This window comes from Methylobacterium aquaticum, assembly GCF_016804325.1.
Taxonomy (GTDB): domain Bacteria; phylum Pseudomonadota; class Alphaproteobacteria; order Rhizobiales; family Beijerinckiaceae; genus Methylobacterium; species Methylobacterium aquaticum_C.
This window is the reverse complement of record NZ_CP043627.1, coordinates 2,426,705-2,444,261: the sequence shown is the minus strand read 5'-3', so window position 1 is coordinate 2,444,261 and position 17,557 is coordinate 2,426,705. Positions and strand designations below refer to the sequence as shown.

The window sequence follows — 17,557 nt, the reverse complement described above, 5'->3', positions numbered from 1 at the left end:
ATCACCCCGCCGCCAGCACCGCCACCGCCACCGCCGGCCCGCAGGTCGATGCGAAGGCCGTGGCCGCGGGGGCGAGGCGCGGGGCGATCAGGTCGGCCAGGTCCTCGGCCGGGCGCCCGAGGCGCGCGGCGAGCCGCGTCGCCACGAAGCGGCCGGCGCCGCAGACCACGATCGGCGCCGTATCGGGCAACTCGCCGCGGGACAGGATCAGCCCGGCGGCATCGTGCAGCAGACGCAGCTGCGCCTCGGCGAAGAAGCCGGCGAGCCGGGCCCAGTCGTCCCCCGAGCCCTCGTGGCGGTCGCGGCCGATCATCCGGGCGAGGCGGGTCTCGGTCTCGGGAATCGATTTGCCCTTGAGGTCGGCGGTATCCTGCTGGTCCTCCGCCTCCGGCAGCAGCCCGAGCAGGCGGTAGGCGTCGGCCGTGGTGGCGAAGCACTCGGCCATCAGGGCGGTGCGCCGGCCGCGGAACGGCGCGGTCTGCGACAGGGCCAGAACCGGCGTGCGGACCACCCCGGTATAGACGAGCTCGCCCGTCTCCAGCCGCTCGGCATCGCTGTAGCCGAGGGCCTGAGGCTGGCCGCCCAGGATCGGGATCAGGTCGGCGGTGGTCGAGCCGAGATCGACGAGGAGCGCGTCGGGCCGCAAGGTGCCGATCAGGGCGGCTGTGGCGTGCCAGTTGGCGCTGGCGATGTCGGCGGCATGGGCCGAGGCCGCGTCGGGCGCGACGAGGCCCGCCCGCCCGGCATAGATCGCCACCTCGCCGTGCAGGGTCTTGTCGGCCCAAGCGGCGAGCTGCGCCACGCCGTCGGTGCGGTCGGCGAAGCAGTCGGTCAGCTCGCCGGTCATCGTCACCGCGTGACGGGCGGGTTCCCGGGTCCAGTCCGGCAAGGCGGCGAAGGTGGCGTCCAGCGCCGGCAGGCCGTTCCAGAGCGGGCAGGCCGCCTGCACCACCGCCTGCACGCGGCCCGCCTCGACCAGCGCCGCCTTGACATGGACCCCGCCGAGGTCCCAGCCGATGACGCGACGGAGCGAGGCGGAGGATTGCAGATGGGTCACGGTCGGGTCTCGCACGAAATCGATCGGGGCGGGGTGGCATGAGCGGGTCCGCTTCCGCAAGCCGGACCGAGGTGGTGCCGGTCCTCGACCTGCGCGGCGGCGTGGTGGTGCGGGCGCGTGCCGGCGATCGCGACCACTACGCGCCGATCGTCACGCCGCTCTCGCGCACCCCCGCCCCGGCCGAGGTGGCGCGCGGCCTCCTCTCCGCCTGGCCGGCGCGCCGGCTCTACGTCGCCGATCTCGACGCGATCATGGACGGGACGCCGCCCGATCTCGGCGCCCTGCGGGCGATCACGGCCGCCTGCCCCGGGGTCGAGCTGTGGGTCGATGCGGGCTTTGCCACCGAGGATGGCCTGGCGGCCTTCCTGGCGGCGGGTCTGGGGCGGCCGGTGCTCGGCAGCGAGAGCCAGACCGACGCGGCCCTGGTGCGCCGGATCGGCGCGCGCGCGGTGCTCTCCCTCGACAGCCGCGACGGCGTGAGGATGGGGGCGGCTGAACTGCACGAGGATCCGTCGGCCTGGCCGCCGGAGGTGATCGTGATGACCCTGTCGCGGGTCGGCAGCGGCGCGGGGCCGGATCTCGCGGGTTTGAGCGCCCTCAAGGCGCGGTCGCCGCACACGGCGTTCTACGCCGCCGGGGGCCTGCGCGGGCCGGAGGACCTGCCGGCGCTCGAGGCGGCGGGCGCCGCCGGGGTGCTGGTTGCGAGCGCGATCCACGACGGGCGGCTGCGGGCCTGACCGCGAGACGAAAAAGGGAGGGCCCCATGAGGGCCCTCCCGGTCTTGCATTCAGCGTCCGAGAAAGATGGAGGCCAGTCGCTGGAACAGTCCCTGCGGCGGAGGCGGCGGGGGCGGCGGGGGAGGTGCCGCTGGCTGTTCCGGACGGTTTCCTGTCTAGGCGACGTTCGCCGCGAAGGGGTGCTGGGCGCTCTTGTACTGCTTCGTGACCTCGGCGGCGGTCGGCGTGCCCTTGATGGCGCGCTCGATCGACAGCTTCGTGGCCTCGTAGTTGTACTTCTCGATCTTGGCGTCGTCCGCGGCTTCCCAGTGGATGAACACGCCGACCAGGATGTACAGGTCGTCGGCCTCGTCGGCCGGGATGATGCCCTCGGCCACGCAATCCTGCACCGCCTTGGCGACGGCGTGCTGGGCGGGGCCGAACATCTGGACGGCCTGACGGGCGTCGTTGATGGTCACCTTGTTGAACAGCAGGGTGTTCGGCTTGCACGGCAGGTTCGGCGCCACCACCGCGAGCAGGCTGGTGAAGCCGTGCTTGTTGTTGGTGAGGCTGTTGCAGAACGCCGTCTCGGCGGCGCTGCCGCGCGGGCCGATGAGGAGGTCGATATGCGCTACCTCGTTGCCGTCACCGACGAGGGCCTCGCCCACCATCACCTTATTGATCGTCGCCATGTGGGGGTTCTCCCAGATATCGATAAGGTTAGCCGGCCGCTCTGACAGTGCGGCGCAGCACCGCCATCCTTGCTGTCGGCGTTCAGCGGGAGCCGAACCGGTTGTCTGGATGGCGGGCGGACCCTACAGCGCCGCCGGACCCCGAACAAGCCGGCTCGACCGGTACATTGGGCCATTTCGGGCCCGGCGACGGAAGGAAAGCCGTGCCGGGGTTAAGACTTATTGGCAGGTTGCCCGTCCGGGGCCGTCACCCTGCGCCTTCAGGCGCGCCAGCGCGTCGAGGAACAGGGTCGCCACGGTGAGATCCGCGCTGGTGCCGGGATTGAGGCCGGCGTCCTTCAGGACCGCGTCGTGGGCGAGCAGGGCCGCCCGCGCGCCCTCCCCCAGGGTCAGTCCGCGCAGGGCGGCCTCGGCCTCCGCCCGCACCCGCTCGGCGGTCGCCGCGCCGAACTTGCGGGCGATGTGGCTGTCGGGAAATCCGGTCAGGAAGGCGAGGTGGACCGCCGTGGTAGTCCAGGGTTCGTGCAAGCCCCGGGCGCGGGCCGCCGCCAGGGCCGGCAGGCCTGTCGCGAACAGGTCCTCGAACCCGGTGACGTAGGCGCGCGCGATCCGGTCGCGCGCCTGCGCCTCCGCCATGGCGGCGAGGACGGGCGGCGGCGGGGCTTTCCCCGTCACGTCGTGGCGCTCGGCCGTCCCGAGCCCGCCGGGATTGGCGAGCCGGATTGCCGCGTAGAGGCCGGCGGCATCCGCCGCGTCGAGCCCGGCCAGCACGGAGGCGAGGGTGTCGCGGAGCGGCCCGGCCGCTCGGCCGCGGCGGCGAGCGGTGCGCAGAGCAGCACGATGCCGAGATTGGTGTTCTGGCCGACGCCGTCGCGGGTGGCGGCCACCGCCGCCTCGATCCGCGCCCCGACCGGCGTGCCGGCTGCGGCGAGGTGGGGCGCGGAGAGGACCGCGCTCGCCTCGAAATCCGCCACGCTCATCCGGTGCCCGGCGGCGTGGACGTGGACGTTGCCGGGCTTGATCGCCGCGAGTTCCGCCCGGCAAGCCGCGAGATAGGCGTCCATGATCGCCGTCGGCGTCAGCGCCGGCATCAGGCCCCCTCGGCGACGAGGCGCGGCGCCTGCCCCGCCCGGACCGCCGCCAGGAAGCCGGCCGCGACCTCGCGGGCGATGTCGACCGGCGTGACCTGCTGCAGGCCCGACCAGGCCGGCATGCTGTTGACCTCGAGCACCTGGAAGCCGCCCTCCCCGTCCTCGACGAGGTCGATCCCGGTATAGCCGCAGCCCACTGCCGCGGCGGCCGCTTCGGCCAGGTCGACGGCCCGGGCCGGCGGGCGCCAGGGCAGCGGCCGGCCGCCGCGATGGACGTTGGTGATCCAGCCGTCGCCCTGGCGGATCATCCCGGCGATGGCCCGGCCGGCGCAGACGAAGATCCGGTAATCCTGCCAGGCCCCGTCCTGCCGGGCGACGTAGCGTTGCAGGTAGTAGACCCGGCCGACCAGTTCCTCGGGCGGCAGCTCGTCGGGCCGGGAGATGAGCTGGAGCCCCTCGCCCTGCGAGCCGAACAGGGGCTTCAGCACCAGGGGTTTTCCGGGGCCGGCCTCCCGCGCCACCACCTCGGCGGCGGCCTCGCGGCGCGAGAGCACGAAGGTCTCCGGCGTCGGGATGTGGTGGCGGGCGAGCAGCAGGCTCGTCATCGCCTTGTCGACCGAGCGCTCGATCGCGGCAGGCCCGTTCCACACCGCGGTGCCGGCGGCGACGAGGGCGTGCAGGACGCCGAGGCGCATCGTCGTCGCCTCGAAGGTGCCGCCCGCGATGGTGCGCAGCAAGACCCCATCCGGCAGGTCGCCGCCGAAGCCCGGCACGCGCAGGGGTTCCGGGTGCCCGGTCTCGATCGTCACGTCGGCGAGCGAGAACAGGACCGGCGCCGCGCCGAGATCCGTCAGAGCGGCAAGCAGCCTGGCCTTGTGCCAGGCGCCGTTATCGGCCGCGAGCCCGATCCGCATCGACCGGCTCTCTCAGGCGAAGGAGCGCGCGACCAGCTCCGGCACCAGCCGGCCGGCGCGGTGGCTGGCGCCGGAGCGCAGCGAGGTCACCACCACCTCGGCCGGGCTGAACAGGTGCTTGTCGATGGCGTAGAAATCGCCGTTGAAGCGGGCGAAGATCTCCGCGAAGGGCGCGCCGTGGTCGCGCGAGGTGGTGCTCGGCAGGGCCTCGGCCAGCGCCTTGGCGTCGGCATCGTCGGCCTCGACGAAGAGCTGCACCCGCCCGCCATAGATGATCGCGTCGTTGGTCCGGCCCATCGCTTGGATGAAGTCCGGGTGCGGCGGGCTCAAGGGGGCCGCGCCGATCCCGTCGACGATGGCGTTCAGGTCGAACCCGACCGAATGCGCCTTGTGCAGGGCGACCTCCAGCACCCGGGCGACCACCTGGGTCGCGCCGGCGAGGCTCTGGGTCGGGGCGTAGACGAAGGTCACGTCGGCGGGCTGGATCCCGGCCGCCGCCGCCACCTTGGCGATGACCGAAGCCGGCGGAGGGCTGCCCGATTCGAGCACCAGGGCGATGCGCGAGGCCGTGTCGCGGTAGGCCAGCTCCTCGAACAGGTGCTCGACCGCCGCCGCCGCGCGGCCGGGGCCGGAGCCGAGGGCGAAGAAGCCCGAATCGCCCTCCTCGTCGGCGAGGCTCCAGCCGGCATACTGGCTGCCGAGGCAGGCGAGCACCGGGTCGGCGCTGTGCACCGTCAGGGTGAAGGGCCAGGCTTCCAGCGGACCGGCCGGGCTTACCGTCACGGTGCCGAGGCCGCCCAGGCAGATCTCGGCGATGCGCCGCCCGGCCTCGATCGAGCCGCGCACCCCCGCCCCGGCATCGATCAGCCGCGCGCCGTCCGGCGCCTGGGTCACGGCGAGCCGGAGCTTCGTGGCATCAGAGGCCAGGGCCTCGACCAGGGGGGCGGCGAGCGCGTTCACGCTCGGGCGGGACGGGGTGGCGGATGCACTCATGGATGACTCCCTCGGGTCCGGGGTCGGAGGATGCCCCGGTATGATCGGTCGAATCGGCCGGGGTCCTGGCAGGCCCCATCGGGTGACGAACGAAGCGCGGCGTCCTATCCTCGCTCCAACGCCCCGCGTGCAAAAGCTGTTTTGGGAAAGCAGCGGCGCTGGTTTCCCCCTCCCCCTCTGCGGGGGAGGGTGCCGGGCGGGAGAGGGGCGGCGCGACGCCGGTCCAGACGGCGCCTCTCACGATGGTTCGGTCATTTCCGGAAGCGGCGTCCCCTCTCCCGGCTCGCTGACGCTCGCCACCCTGCCCCGCAGAGGGGGAGGGGGAAACCCGCGCTATTCCTTTGCCCGAACAGGCGCGCTGCCTGCAGGGAAAGGAGAACACCGCGTCTTTTCTTGCCTGGGCACTCCCCCATCCCGCCCCGGAGCGCCTACGCCGCCTCGGGACACGGCACGACCGCCGCGAGGCGCCGCACCGCCTCCGCGATCCGTGCCGGATCGAGGCGGCCTGTCCGGTCCCCCTGCCCGCACAGGCCGCCACGGAATCCGAGATAGCCCGGCCCGAGCGCCGCGAGCGCCGGGATGTCGTCGAGGGCCAGCGATCCGGCGAGGCCGGAGAGCAGGCCGTGCGTCTGGCACGCGCCCGCGAAGCCCGCGAGACGCGGGAGGGGCAGGTGATCGGTGAGGCGCCGGCCGTCCTTGCCCCTGGTGTCGATCATCGCGCCGGAGAAGCCGGCGGCGGCGAGCGCCGGCACGTCGGCGCCCGAAGGCCCGTCCTCGGCGAACAGGACCGCGATCACCGGACGACCGGCGGGCAGGACCAGCCCCGTCGCGTCGCGTCGCGGCGCCCAGGCGATCTTGAGGTAGCGCACGCCGGTGCCGGCCAGGGCCGCCAGGCAGGCGGAGGCCGCGCGGCCGTCCTGCGGCTCCCCCGCCACCGCGCTCGTCAGCCGGTCGCCGGAGGCCGCCGCGATGGCCCGGACGGTGTCGGGCGGAAGGTCTCCCAGGGCGCCGCGGTCGGGGTCCTTGGCGTCGATCAGGTCGGCGCCGGCATCGCGGGCCAGTGCCGCCTCGGCGGCATCGCGCACGCTGACGAGGAGGCGGACGCGGGAAGAAGAGATGTCGGGCACGGGGATCAGGACCGGTTCGGCAGCGGCTCGGCGAAGAGACGGTTCTTCACCAGCGAGCGCACGCCGTGGAGCCAGGTGTCGTCGGTGTCGCCCTGGATCACCACCTGGCCGCCGCGCAGCACCTTGCCGCTCCCGGCCTCGGTGACGGTGATGGTCAGGTTGAGCACCTGCGGCGCGCTGCGCTGGACGTAGCCGTACACGACGAGGGCCGCCCCCGCCGCCTGGGCGATCTTTTCCGCGCAGCCTTCGCATTTGTAGAACGGTGCGTCGCGCCGGATCGCCGCGGCCTGGGGGCCGAGATCCACGAGGTCCAGCCCGCGGCCCGCCACCTCCCGGCGCAGGGCGTCGGTCGCCAGGCCCAGCCGCCGCGCATCCTGCGGCTTCAGCGGACGCGGCCCGATCGTACCGGGCTCCGCCAGCTCGATCCCGAACACCGCCACGTCGTTCGGCGCGGCGGCGGCCGGCAGGCCGGCGAGCAGGACCGCGAGGGCGGGAAGGGTGCGAAGCGACAACATTCCCGAACCCTCGCATGCCGGCGCGGGGCTGCGCAACGCGCCCGCCCGCGAGCCGTGTTCGGACTTTGGGGCAAGACCGGCCGGCGGGACGGCAGGGGTGGGACGGCTCTCTTACGAAATCCTCATCGAACAGGCGTTGAGGCCGCGGGAGGAACCCTGGTAGCGTACCCTCCGCATGGCACAGTTCCGCAAGGCCACCCTCGCCTCCCTCGGGCTCCTCGCCGGTCTGGCGGCGGCGCCGGCCGCTCTCGCGCAGGCTGCGGGCCCGCCGCAGGCGGTCGCCCCGCAGGCATCCGAGATCCGCATCGGCCTGATCTACCGGCCGGTCCCGGCCCCCTCCTCCTACGACGCCCAGGCGGCGCCCGAGGACGAGGGGCTGGCCGGCGCCAAGCTCGCGATCCAGGACAACACCACGACCGGCCGCTTCGTGCGCCAGAGCTACGCCCTCGACGCGGTGGCGCTGGGCACCGCCGCCCCCGGCGAGCCCCCGCCCCAGAGCCCGGTCGACGCCGCCCGCGGGCTCGTGGACAAGGGCCTGCGCTTCATCGTGCTGGCGCTCCCCGCCGACGAGGTGCTGGCGGTGGCCGACGCGCTGAAAGGCTCGGGCGTCACCCTGTTCAACGCCGCCGCGTCCGACGACCGCTTGCGCGGGACCGACTGCCGGGCGGATGTGTTCCACGTCGCCCCGAGCCGGGCGATGCAGACCGATGCGCTGGCGCAGTTCCTCGCCTTCATGCGCTGGCGCAAGCTCTTCCTGATCACCGGCCCGCAGGACGGCGACAAGCTGTGGGCCGAGGCGATGAAGCGCTCGGCGAAGAAGTTCGGGTTGCAGATCAGCGCCGAGCGGCCCTGGACCTTCGGGCCCCTGGCGCGGGCCCGCGGCGACACCCCGACCCGGGCCGAGGCCCTCGTCTTCACCCGCGGCCTCGATTACGACGTCGCCGTGGTGGCGGACGAGGCCGGGGATTTCGGCGATTACGTCCCGTTCCACACGGTCGATCCGCGCCCCGTCGTCGGCACCCAGGGGCTCGTTCCCACCACCTGGCATCCGACGCTCGAGGTCTGGGGTGCCGCCCAGGCCCAGAACCGCTTCCGCCGCCTCGCCGGCCGGCTGATGCGCCCCCTCGACTACCAGGTCTGGGCGGCGGTGCGGGCGGTCGGCGAGGCCGCGTTCCAGAAGAAGACCACCGACCCGGCGGCGCTCGCCTCGGCAATCGCCGATCCGGGTTTCACCCTGCCGGGCTACAAGGGCGTGGCGCTCAGCTTCCGCCCCTGGGACCACCAGCTGCGCCAGCCGATGCTGCTGGTCCAGCCCCAGGCCCTGGTGGCGGTGGCGCCGGAGCAGGGCTACTTGCACCAGCGCACGCCGCTCGACACGCTCGGGGTGGACCTGCCGGAGACGCAGTGCAAGCTGACGAAGTCGTGACCCGGCCATAAGTCGGTCTCGCCCGCAAGCCGGCGGCGGGCCAGGTAGAAGCCAAGGCATCGAGGCCAGTGGCGGACCGCGGACGAAGAGCGCGGCCGGAAGGGAGGATGAATGAGCCGTCATCGGATGAGACCGGCGCACGCTGCGCCCAGCGCGGCCGCGTTCCTGGCCGCCCTCCTGGCCCCTCTCCCGGCCGCCACACACGCCCACGCCACCACGGTCTATGTCAGCAACGAGAAGGGCAACTCGGTCAGCGTCATCGACGTCGAGACGCTGAAGGTCACGGCGACCTGGCCGGTCGGGCGCCGTCCCCGGGGGATCACCGTGGGCAAGGACGGGAGCCTGCTCTACGTCTGCGCCAGCGACGACGACCGCATCGACGTGCTCGACACCAAGACCGGCAAGATCGTGCGCTCGCTCCGCTCCGGGCCGGATCCGGAGCAGTTCATCGCGCATCCCTCGGGCAACCCGCTCTACGTCGCCAACGAGGATGACAGCCAGGTCACGGTGCTCGACATCGAGAAGAACAAGGTGGTGGCCGAGGTGCCGGTCGGCGTCGAGCCGGAGGGGATGGGGTTGAGCCCGGACGGGTCGATCCTGGTCAACACCTCCGAGACCACCAACATGGCCCACTTCATCGACACCAAGACCTTCCAGGTGATCGACAACGTGCTGGTCGATGCCCGCCCGCGCTTCGCCGAGTTCAGCCCCGACGGCAAGTGGCTCTGGGTCTCGGCCGAGGTCGGCGGCACCGTGTCCGTCATCGACGTCGAGACCCGTAAGGTGGTCAAGAAGATCACCTTCAAGATTCCAGGCGTCACCGACGAGCAGATCCAGCCGGTCGGCGTCCGCCTGACCAAGGACGGGACCAAGGCCTTCGTGGCTTTGGGCCCCGCCAACCGGGTCGCGGTGATCGATGCCAAGACCTACGAGGTGCAGAAATACCTGCCGGTCGGCCAGCGGGTCTGGCAGCTCGCCTTCACGCCGGACCAGAAGCTGTTGTTTTCTACCAACGGCACCTCGAACGACGTCTCGGTGATCGACGTCGAGGCGTCGAAGGTGACGAAGAGCATCCCGGTCGGCCTGCTCCCGTGGGGCGTCGCGGTCTCGCCGCAGTAAAGCACCTTCCCCTCCCCCTTGTGGGGAGGGGTCAGGGGTGGGGGTGGTGCCGGATAAGCCGCTGAGCTTTACGCGGCACCACCCCCACCCCCTTACCCCTCCCCACAAGGGGGAGGGGAGGCGATCGACCTCCCACCCGGATCATCCATGCGCGCCCTGCTCACCGCCGCCGCCCTCGCGGCCAGCCTTCTCGCCACCCCCTCCTCCGCCGGCGACCTCACCAAGGGCCGCACCGACCTGCCCGAATTGTTCCTCGGCGCCGAGGACAACGACTACGCGGTGCCGGTGAAGGACATCGAGATGGAGGCCGGCAAGTCCTACCGCCTGCGCATCACCGCCAAGGGGCAGAAGGAGTACAAGTTCTTCGCCAGCGAGTTCTTCCGCGGCGTGTGGATGAACCAGATCGTCATCAACCATCTCGAGGTGCACATGGCCGGGCCGCCGCACCACCTGGAATTCGACGACCAGGGCACGATCGCGGTGGAGTTCGTGACAGTGCGGGCCGGCGAGTTCCCGTGGTCGGTCCAGGGACTGGAGAGCCGGGGCATGACCGGGCGCTTCATCGTGAAGTGACAGGGGTTTGCGGGCGGGTCGGCCCGGCCTACATCGACCGCAAGGAAGACCGGAGGAACACCACGGATGCGTCTCGCCCTCGCCGCCCTGCTCCTGCTGACGGCGCTGCCCGCCCGCGCCGACGACGCGGCCGCGTGCCGGGACGGCATCGCGACGATCAAGGCGGAACTCGCGAAGTCGCCGCCCGAGCCGGTCGCCAAGACCCTCAGGAAGGAATTGCGCATCGCCGAGCGGGAACTCGGCGAGAAGGAATACGACGAGTGCCTGGACGCGGTGCGCGACGCCCGCAAGGCGCTGGCGCGATGAGCGCGGCCCTCGCGGTCGAGGGTGTGAGCCATCGCTTCGGCGCCCGCACGGCGCTCGACGCCGTGTCGTTCGAGGTGCCGCACGGCACCTTCGTGGCGTTGCTCGGGCCGAACGGGGCCGGCAAGACCACCCTGTTCTCGGTGGTGACGCGGCTCTACGCGAGCCAGGCCGGCCGGGTCGCGCTGCTCGGGCACGATCTTATACAAGAGCCGTCGCAGGCGCTCGCCCGCCTCGGCGTGGTGTTCCAGGCCCGCACCCTCGACACCGACCTGACGGTGCGCCAGAACCTGCTCTACCACGCCGCCCTCCACGGCATCCCCCGCAAGGCGGCGCTGGCGCGGATCGACTCGCTACTGACCCGCATCGGTCTCCTGGAACGGCGCGACGACAAGATCCGCACCCTGTCGGGCGGCCAGTCGCGGCGGATCGAGATCGCCCGGGCGCTGATCCACGCCCCCGACCTGCTGCTCCTCGACGAGCCGACCGTCGGGCTCGATCTCGAATCCCGCGCCGACATCGTCGCCATCGTGCGGGCACTGGTGCGGGAGGAGAGTCTCTCCGTGCTCTGGGCCACCCACATCTTCGACGAGATCGACGCGGACGACCGCGTCGTGGTGCTGCATCGCGGCCGCATCGTCGCCCGCGGCCTCGCCGGGGCCTTGAGCGAGCCCTCGGGCTCCCTCGAGACCGCCTTCCGCCAGATGACCGCCGAGCGCGGCGACGATCCCAGGAAGGTCGCATGAGCGCCGGGACGAGCCTCACCCCCGTGCGCGGCCGGCTCGATGCCGGCGGCTATCTCATCGCGCTCGCCGGCATCGTCCGCCGGGAGCTGCTGCGCTTCTTCAACCAGAAGGAGCGGTTCTTCTCGGCGCTGGTGCGGCCACTGGTCTGGCTGTTCATCTTCGCCGCCGGATTCCGCAACACGCTGGGCCTGTCGATCACGCCGCCCTACGAGACGTATGTCCTCTACGAGGTCTACGTCGTGCCGGGGCTGGCGGTGATGATCCAGCTGTTCAACGGCATGCAATCCTCGCTGTCGATGGTCTACGACCGCGAGGTCGGCTCGATGCGGGTGCTGCTCACCAGCCCCTATCCGCGCTGGAGCCTTCTCCTGGCCAAGCTCATCGCCGGGGTGATCGTCTCGCTGATCCAGGCCTACGTGTTCCTGGCGGTGGCGAGCTTCTTCGAGACCGACATCCCGTGGATCGGCTACCTCTGCGCCCTGCCGGCCTTCCTCGCCGCAGGGCTGATGCTCGGCGCCATCGGGCTGTTCCTGTCGTCGCTGGTGCGCCAGCTCGAGAACTTCGCGAGCGTGATGAACTTCGTGATCTTCCCGATGTTCTTCGCCTCCTCGGCGCTCTACCCGCTGTGGCGGATCAACGAATCGAGCGCGACGCTGTACTGGATCTGCCAGATCAATCCGTTCACTCATGCCGTCGAGCTGGTGCGCTTCGCGCTCTACGGCGCCTTCAACCCGGTCTCCTGCGCGGTCGTGGTTGGAACCGGGATCGCCTTCTTCGTCATGGCGGTCGCCGCCTACGATCCCGGCCGCGGGCTCCTCGCCCGGCGCGGCGGCCCGGCCGGGGATGCGGGCTGACCGCCCCTCACTCGAGAGATGTCCACGATGCTCCGTCCCCTCCTCGCGACGCTCCTGATCCTTGGGGCCGCCCCGGCCCTCGCGCAGCCCAAGGCCGATCCCGACTGGCCCTGCGCCCAGCGCAAGGTCTCGACACTGGGCCCGGCGCGGTCTGGACCGGGCCCGACCCGACCCAGGCTTTGGCCGAGTGGGGCAACGACACCGATGCCGCCCTGCTCGCGCAGAAGATCGCATCGCGCCGGCTGCCGCTGGAGGAGGTCGACGGCCTTCTCGACGGTTTCGCGGCCAAGCTCGACAAGGCCGACAAGGAGGCTCGCCTGACGCGCGTCTTCGCCGGGGTGTTCGAGGTGCTGAACGGCGAGCGCGACAAGGTGGTGGCCGGGATCGGCCGCTACGCCCGCGGCCAGCGGGTGATGGCCGAGCGCATCCGCGACGAGGCCGGGAAGATCAGCGAGGTCAAGACCGCGCCGGACGTGCCCGACACCAAGGAGCTGACCGAGCTGGAGACCCGCTTCGCCTGGGACAAGCGCATCTTCCAGGAGCGCAGCCAGTCGCTGACCTATGTCTGCGAGGTGCCGACCCTGCTGGAGCAGAGGCTGGGGGCGATCGCGAAGAAGATTCAGGCGCGGTTGTGAGCGTCCGTTCGCTGCGGGGAAAGTTTTTCACAGCGCTCAATCAAACCCTCGATGTCATCCCGGGGCTCGCCGAAGGCGAGAACCCGGGATCCATAACCGCTGACGGTGAAGGATGAAGCGGATCGCGCACCGCTTCATCCTGAAACGTCAGCGGTTATGGATCCCGGGTTCCGCTTCGCGGCCCCAGGATGACATTGAGGGTGGCAGGACCGTAGACGGGAGCACCAGTCGCCTCCCGCGTCTGCTCACCCCACCGGCGTGAACAGCTCGCCCTTGCCCAGGGTCGCGAGGTCGCCGCCATAGCGGCGCATCGGCGCCCGCAGGAGCGACGCCGCCTCCGGGGCCAGGCTCTTGAGCGAGGTCGCCAGCAGCTTCAGCACCACGAGGTCCTGCCGCCCGGTCTCGACGAAGGTCGGCAGCAGGGCGCCGTGACGGGCGGCGACCAGGGTGCCGCGGCGCATGCCGTAGCCGGGATGGTCGCCGATCGCCTCGGCCACGATCGTGCCGGCGATCATCCGGGAGCCGGCATGGGCGCCGGCCGTCTTCGCCAGGATCAGCCCGGCCCGCATCCGGTCGCCGAGGCGGTCGCCGGCGGTGCCGCCGATGATCAGCGTCGCGCCGTCGAGGCCGGCCTCCGCGCCGTGGAGCGCGCCGCCGGCGCTCTCGCCGGCATTGCCGGCAATGCGGATCGTGCCGCCCTTGGCCGCCGTCCCGGCGAACGGGCCGGCCGAGCCGCTGACGGTGAGGGTGCCGCCGGTCATGCCGGCACCGAGGCGCTGGCCGACATCGCCCTCGACCACGATCCGCCCGGCGGCGAGGCCCGCGCCGACCCGGTCGAGCCGGTCGGTGGCGCCGACGATCCGCAACTCGTCCGCGCCGTCGAGGTGAATCGTGAAGCAATCGCCGAGGGTGAGACCGCGGCGGCTGGTGCCGACCGGCAGGCGGGCGGCGTCCACCTCCGACAGGCCCGCGAGGGCGGCGGGGGTGAGGCCGGCGAGGTCGAGGCGCTCCGGCGGCGCCTCGCGGAGGGTCAGGGTGGTCATGCGGCCTCTCCGAGCAGGTCCCGGAGGTGGAAATGGTGGCGCCCGAGATTGCCGCCGTAATTGCCCGCCGTCACGGCGACGAGGCCGAGATCGGCCCCCGCCCTGGTCGAGGCGTGGAGGGCGGCCCGCATCGCGTCCGAGACGCTGGCCGAGGACAGCCCGTCGATGACGATCTCCAGCACCACGTCGACCTCCGGCGGCAGGGCCGAGCCGGCCCGGCCCTTGAGGGTCGGGCAATAGGCGTCGTTGGTCGAGGCCATCATGCCCTTGGTGCGCGCGCCGACCTTGGAGCCGGAGCGCACCACGCCGCCCGGGAAGGGCAGGATCACGTCGGGGACCGTGCGCGCCGCCGCGACCGCGATCTCGGCCACCCGCAGGGTGTCGGCGAAGCGCCGGCCGAGGAACAGCAGGTTGCCGCCGCCGACCGCCCCGTTGATCGTCGGCACCGAGTGCTCGCACAGGAACTCGCCGTCCATCACCGGCGTGCGCCAGTAGCGCCGGCCGTCGACGCGCTTGGCGGTGGAAAAGCCGTCGCCGAAATAGCGGATTGCGCCGCCGAGCTTGAGCGCCTTGCCGACATTGGGGTCGTCCCAGGCGATCCCGGCGAAGACCGCGCTGCCCGGCGAGGTCAGCACGCATTGCCCGACCCGGCGCAGGAGCTGGTCCTTGAGGCCGCCGGCATCGAAGCCGAGCAGCAGCACCCGCACGCCGGGGCGCCCGTCCGGGGTCTCGTCGGGCGAGAGCACGGCGTCGATGCCGGCCTCGGCGCCGCAGCCGATCACCGAGGTGGCAAAGCCCGTCATGGTGGTGGCGGCGATCATCGCCCATTCGGGCGTCTCTGCGGTCAACACCAGGGCGGTGGCCGCCATGTCGAAGGCCTCCGCGAAGGTGTCCTCGACCCGGATGCCGTTCAGAATCAGGTCCGGCATGACACCGCCTCGAACACCTCGTGATCGGGGAAGGCCGCGTCCGGTACCGTGAAGGTGGACAGACCGGCGCCGAAGCGGCCCTGGAGATACGAATCGGTCCGCCGCGCCATGCCGGAATCGGCCTCGATGGACAGGCTGAGCGTGTGGCCGCGCGTCCAGGACACGACCTCGCCGTCCTCGACGATCACCGCGCCGTCCTTCAGCACCCGGTGGGCGCGGGCGAACATCGCGGTCCGGTCGGGCTGGTCGCGGTAGACCGCGATGTCGGCCCGCGCCCCGGGGCGCAGGTGGCCGCGATCGGTGAGGCCCAAGAGCTTCGCCGGCCCGGAGCGGGTGAGCTGCGCCACGTCCGAGAGGGTGTATTCGCGCTCGATCGCCGCGAGGCCCGAGCGCTCGGCCGCGACCTTCGGATGGACGGCGACCTCGCGGTCCCGCGCCTCCTTGTCCATCAGGAGGTGGAGGATGCGCGGATAGGCGGTGAAGGGCCCGCCATTCGGGTGGTCGGTGGTCAGGATGGTGCGCTCCGGGTCGGGCGAGAGCAGCATCATCTCGAGCCCGATGGCGAATTGCAGCGACGAGGTCGGGCCGCGGTCGCGGTAGCGGAACGGCACGATGCCGCCGCCCTCGGCGTCGCCGGCATTGACGATCCACTTCTTCGGGCTCGCCGCCTTGCGGCCGGAGAACTGGCGCAGGATGTCCAGCGAGATCGTCGCGGTCTGGCCGAACACCACTTGGCCGATATCGAGGGTGGCGTTGGGATGGCGGGCCAGCGCTTCGGCGATCCGCGGCGCGGCCGACTGGAACCCGCCGGTCAGCGGGTTGTCCTTGTCGATCGCCGCGTAGGCGTAGAACTGCGCGTGGGCGAAGTGGATGCGCCGGCCTTCCGCCGCCTCCAGCGTCTCGATCAGGCTGTCATCGGCCCCCGGCAGGCCGAGATTGCTGCAATGGACGTGGAGCGGGTGCGGCACCTTCAGGGCTTCGACCGCGTCGAGGAGCCCGTTGAGGATGGTGCGCGAGGTGAGCCCGTAGGCCGGCACCTCGTCGTCGAGGGAGAAGCGGACCGCTCCATCCTTGAATGCGTCGGCGCCGCCGGCATTGATCACCTTGACGCCGAGCGCCCGCGAGGTCGCGACGTTCAAGGCCACGAGATCGCGCACCGCATCCGCGCTCTCGCGGTCGCGCAGCAGCTGCAGCAGCTGGTCGTCGTTGCCCATCACGCACAGCCCGCCCCTGTCGAGGAGCGGGATCTCGGCGAGTTCGAGCTGGGTCGCCAGCGCGTTGACCGGCGGCATCGCCGGCTCGACCGCGGTGGTGTAGCCCATCCGGGCATAGAGCAGGCCGACGTCGCGGCCCGACCCGTGCGGGTTCGGCGCGTCGGGCTCCGACAGCCCAAGTTCCGGCAGCAGCAGGCGCGCCAGCACCACGTTGCCGCCGGCGATGTGCGAATGGACCTCGACGCCGCCCGCCATGACGATGCAGCCGGCGGCGTCGATGGTGCGGTCGGGCGCGCGATCCGAGGGGGCGACGACGCGGCCGTCCTCGATCCAGACGTCACCGATGGCGTCGCGCCCGGCGGTCGGATCGACCACCCGGCCGCCGGCGATGCGGGTCAGCATGAGGCGGAGCGCTCCGAATTCGTGGTCGTGGAAGAGAGCCGGGCCTGGAGGTCGGCGAGGATCGCCGCGGCGGCAACGGGTTCGGGCTGCGGCGCGCCGGCCTCGTGCCAGGCGATCGCCGCCCGGCGCGGATGCCAGAGAGCGGCGCCGAAGGCCTCCCCCGGCACGCCGACGCCGATCACCACCTGCGCCTCGTCGCCCTTCGGCGCGCCGAGGAGCGCCACGGTCGGCACGATGCGGGTCCAGGAGGGGAGCGGAGCCGGCAGCGCGGCGAGCCACAGCGCGGCATCGGCCTCCCCCGCCTCCGCCTGGCGGCCCGCGTCGAAGCGCCAGGGATCGTGTTCCGGGTATCCGCGGCCGAAGCCGACCCGCGGTCCCTGGCCGGTGCTCCAGGCGGCGATCTGCGCCACGGCCCGGCCCTGGTGGGGATCGCCGAGGGGCAGCGCGAAGCAGCGGGTGGTTTCGTTGAGGTCCTTGACGAGGCCGTTCAGCATCTCGGCCCCCAGCGCCCCGATCTCGGCCGGGTCGTAGAGGATGACGCCGTAGAGCGCCTCGCGCAGGCGCGTCGCGAGGTCGGCGAGCGGATGGGGACCGGCGATCCGGCCGGCGACGAGGCCGCGCAGCAGGCCGATCGCCGCCGCGAGCCCCGCCTCTCCCGCCGGATAGGCGACGTGCTGCACCGCGCCGTCCCCCGGCGCCCCGAGGGCGAGGAGCGCGCGGGGCTTCCCCGATGCCCGTCCGCGGACGGGCCTGTCTGCCGTGACCTCGCCCAACAGGTCGGTGGCCCAGGGCGCGGCGCCAAGTGCCAGCACCATGTCGGCACGCCCCCGCGTCTCGGCAGGCGTGGTGGTCATGGCGCCGCCGGAGGCCAGCGCCCCAAGATCGGCGTAGAGGGAGGGGCCCGAGGCGGGATCGAGCGAGGCGCCGATCGCGCGTGCGAGGTCGAAGGCCGCCTGCACCGAGGCCGCCTCGGCGCAGAGGCCGGCGAAGACCGGGCTTCGCGCCCCCGCCAGCAGCGTGGCGGCGGCGGCGACCGCCTCGTCCCGCGCCACTGCCCGTCCGTCGATCCAGGCCGTCATCCGCCCTCGCCCGCCCCTGCCCTGCGCAGTTCGCCGCAGACGGTTGCACCCCGGCGCCCGGGCAGGCAAGTCCCCCGAAAGTCCGGCTTCGCGCCCGCTCGGCGGGCACCTATGCGCCGATCGCGAGTT

General features: G+C 72.4%; 17 protein-coding genes and 2 pseudogenes. 8 read left to right on the top strand and 11 right to left on the bottom strand.

Annotated elements, in window-relative coordinates; all coding sequences use genetic code 11:
• Position 1: 1 nt before the first annotated feature.
• Complete coding sequence (locus tag F1D61_RS10975; protein ID WP_246775826.1) at positions 2–1,072, bottom strand: hydantoinase/oxoprolinase family protein; 1,071 nt, start codon at positions 1,070–1,072, stop codon at positions 2–4.
• A 23-nt stretch (positions 1,073–1,095) separates the two neighbouring features.
• Here F1D61_RS10975 and F1D61_RS10970 point away from each other — a divergent pair, with 23 nt between their 5' ends.
• Positions 1,096–1,794, top strand: coding sequence for a HisA/HisF-related TIM barrel protein (locus F1D61_RS10970; RefSeq protein WP_203157866.1), 699 nt, complete (start codon positions 1,096–1,098; stop codon positions 1,792–1,794).
• 155 nt (positions 1,795–1,949) lie between these two features.
• Here F1D61_RS10970 and fae read toward each other — a convergent pair whose 3' ends face one another.
• The 6 genes and pseudogenes from fae to F1D61_RS10940 form a co-directional block, all read right to left on the bottom strand.
• A complete protein-coding gene (fae, locus tag F1D61_RS10965; RefSeq protein WP_203157865.1) occupies positions 1,950–2,465 on the bottom strand; it encodes a formaldehyde-activating enzyme in 516 nt (171 codons plus the stop codon).
• A gap of 219 nt (positions 2,466–2,684) precedes the next feature.
• A pseudogene (locus F1D61_RS10960) lies at positions 2,685–3,556 on the bottom strand (triphosphoribosyl-dephospho-CoA synthase).
• Positions 3,556–4,470: an ATP-grasp domain-containing protein gene (locus F1D61_RS10955; protein WP_203157864.1), complete on the bottom strand. Its 915-nt coding sequence runs from the start codon at positions 4,468–4,470 to the stop codon at positions 3,556–3,558. The pseudogene F1D61_RS10960 and the gene F1D61_RS10955 overlap by 1 nt, the downstream one beginning before the upstream one ends.
• 12 nt (positions 4,471–4,482) lie before the next feature.
• The gene (mch, locus tag F1D61_RS10950) at positions 4,483–5,463 is read right to left on the bottom strand and encodes a methenyltetrahydromethanopterin cyclohydrolase (RefSeq protein ID WP_203157863.1); all 981 of its coding nucleotides are present in this window, start codon (positions 5,461–5,463) and stop codon (positions 4,483–4,485) included.
• A 428-nt stretch (positions 5,464–5,891) separates the two neighbouring features.
• Positions 5,892–6,596 (bottom strand): (5-formylfuran-3-yl)methyl phosphate synthase, encoded by a 705-nt coding sequence (locus tag F1D61_RS10945; protein WP_432443297.1) that lies wholly within the window; start codon positions 6,594–6,596, stop codon positions 5,892–5,894.
• Positions 6,596–7,105, bottom strand: a complete 510-nt coding sequence (locus F1D61_RS10940; protein WP_203157861.1) for a DUF3280 domain-containing protein — start codon at positions 7,103–7,105, stop codon at positions 6,596–6,598. Before F1D61_RS10940 ends, F1D61_RS10945 begins: the two co-directional genes overlap by 1 nt.
• Positions 7,106–7,280: 175 nt before the next feature.
• Here F1D61_RS10940 and F1D61_RS10935 point away from each other — a divergent pair, with 175 nt between their 5' ends.
• The 7 genes and pseudogenes from F1D61_RS10935 (at position 7,281) to F1D61_RS10905 (ending at position 12,761) form a co-directional block, all read left to right on the top strand.
• Positions 7,281–8,531, top strand: a complete 1,251-nt coding sequence (locus F1D61_RS10935; RefSeq protein WP_203157860.1) for an ABC transporter substrate-binding protein — start codon at positions 7,281–7,283, stop codon at positions 8,529–8,531.
• A gap of 111 nt (positions 8,532–8,642) precedes the next feature.
• The gene (locus F1D61_RS10930) at positions 8,643–9,650 is read left to right on the top strand and encodes a YVTN family beta-propeller repeat protein (RefSeq protein ID WP_203157859.1); all 1,008 of its coding nucleotides are present in this window, start codon (positions 8,643–8,645) and stop codon (positions 9,648–9,650) included.
• Positions 9,651–9,797: 147 nt separating this feature from the next.
• Complete coding sequence (locus F1D61_RS10925) at positions 9,798–10,223, top strand: hypothetical protein (protein ID WP_048462757.1); 426 nt, start codon at positions 9,798–9,800, stop codon at positions 10,221–10,223.
• Between the two features lie 66 nt (positions 10,224–10,289).
• Positions 10,290–10,529 carry a hypothetical protein gene (locus F1D61_RS10920; protein ID WP_203157858.1) on the top strand — a complete coding sequence of 80 codons (240 nt, stop codon included), beginning with the start codon at positions 10,290–10,292 and terminating at the stop codon, positions 10,527–10,529.
• Positions 10,526–11,272, top strand: a complete 747-nt coding sequence (locus F1D61_RS10915; RefSeq protein ID WP_203157857.1) for an ABC transporter ATP-binding protein — start codon at positions 10,526–10,528, stop codon at positions 11,270–11,272. Before F1D61_RS10920 ends, F1D61_RS10915 begins: the two co-directional genes overlap by 4 nt.
• The gene (locus F1D61_RS10910) at positions 11,269–12,126 is read left to right on the top strand and encodes an ABC transporter permease (RefSeq protein ID WP_203157856.1); all 858 of its coding nucleotides are present in this window, start codon (positions 11,269–11,271) and stop codon (positions 12,124–12,126) included. Before F1D61_RS10915 ends, F1D61_RS10910 begins: the two co-directional genes overlap by 4 nt.
• Before the next feature lie 27 nt (positions 12,127–12,153).
• Positions 12,154–12,761: pseudogene (locus tag F1D61_RS10905) on the top strand (hypothetical protein).
• Between the two features lie 245 nt (positions 12,762–13,006).
• On the opposite strand, the gene F1D61_RS10900 reads toward F1D61_RS10905, so the two are convergent.
• From F1D61_RS10900 to F1D61_RS10885, 4 genes are read right to left on the bottom strand one after another with little or no spacing between them, the layout of a single operon-like run.
• The gene (locus F1D61_RS10900; protein ID WP_203157855.1) at positions 13,007–13,804 is read right to left on the bottom strand and encodes a formylmethanofuran dehydrogenase subunit C; all 798 of its coding nucleotides are present in this window, start codon (positions 13,802–13,804) and stop codon (positions 13,007–13,009) included.
• A complete protein-coding gene (gene fhcD, locus F1D61_RS10895; RefSeq protein WP_203157854.1) occupies positions 13,801–14,733 on the bottom strand; it encodes a formylmethanofuran--tetrahydromethanopterin N-formyltransferase in 933 nt (310 codons plus the stop codon). Before fhcD ends, F1D61_RS10900 begins: the two co-directional genes overlap by 4 nt.
• Positions 14,721–16,349 carry a formylmethanofuran dehydrogenase subunit A gene (locus tag F1D61_RS10890; RefSeq protein ID WP_203157853.1) on the bottom strand — a complete coding sequence of 543 codons (1,629 nt, stop codon included), beginning with the start codon at positions 16,347–16,349 and terminating at the stop codon, positions 14,721–14,723. The genes fhcD and F1D61_RS10890 overlap by 13 nt, the downstream gene beginning before the upstream one ends.
• The gene (locus tag F1D61_RS10885; RefSeq protein ID WP_203157852.1) at positions 16,343–17,428 is read right to left on the bottom strand and encodes a formyltransferase; all 1,086 of its coding nucleotides are present in this window, start codon (positions 17,426–17,428) and stop codon (positions 16,343–16,345) included. The genes F1D61_RS10890 and F1D61_RS10885 overlap by 7 nt, the downstream gene beginning before the upstream one ends.
• Positions 17,429–17,557 lie beyond the last annotated feature (129 nt).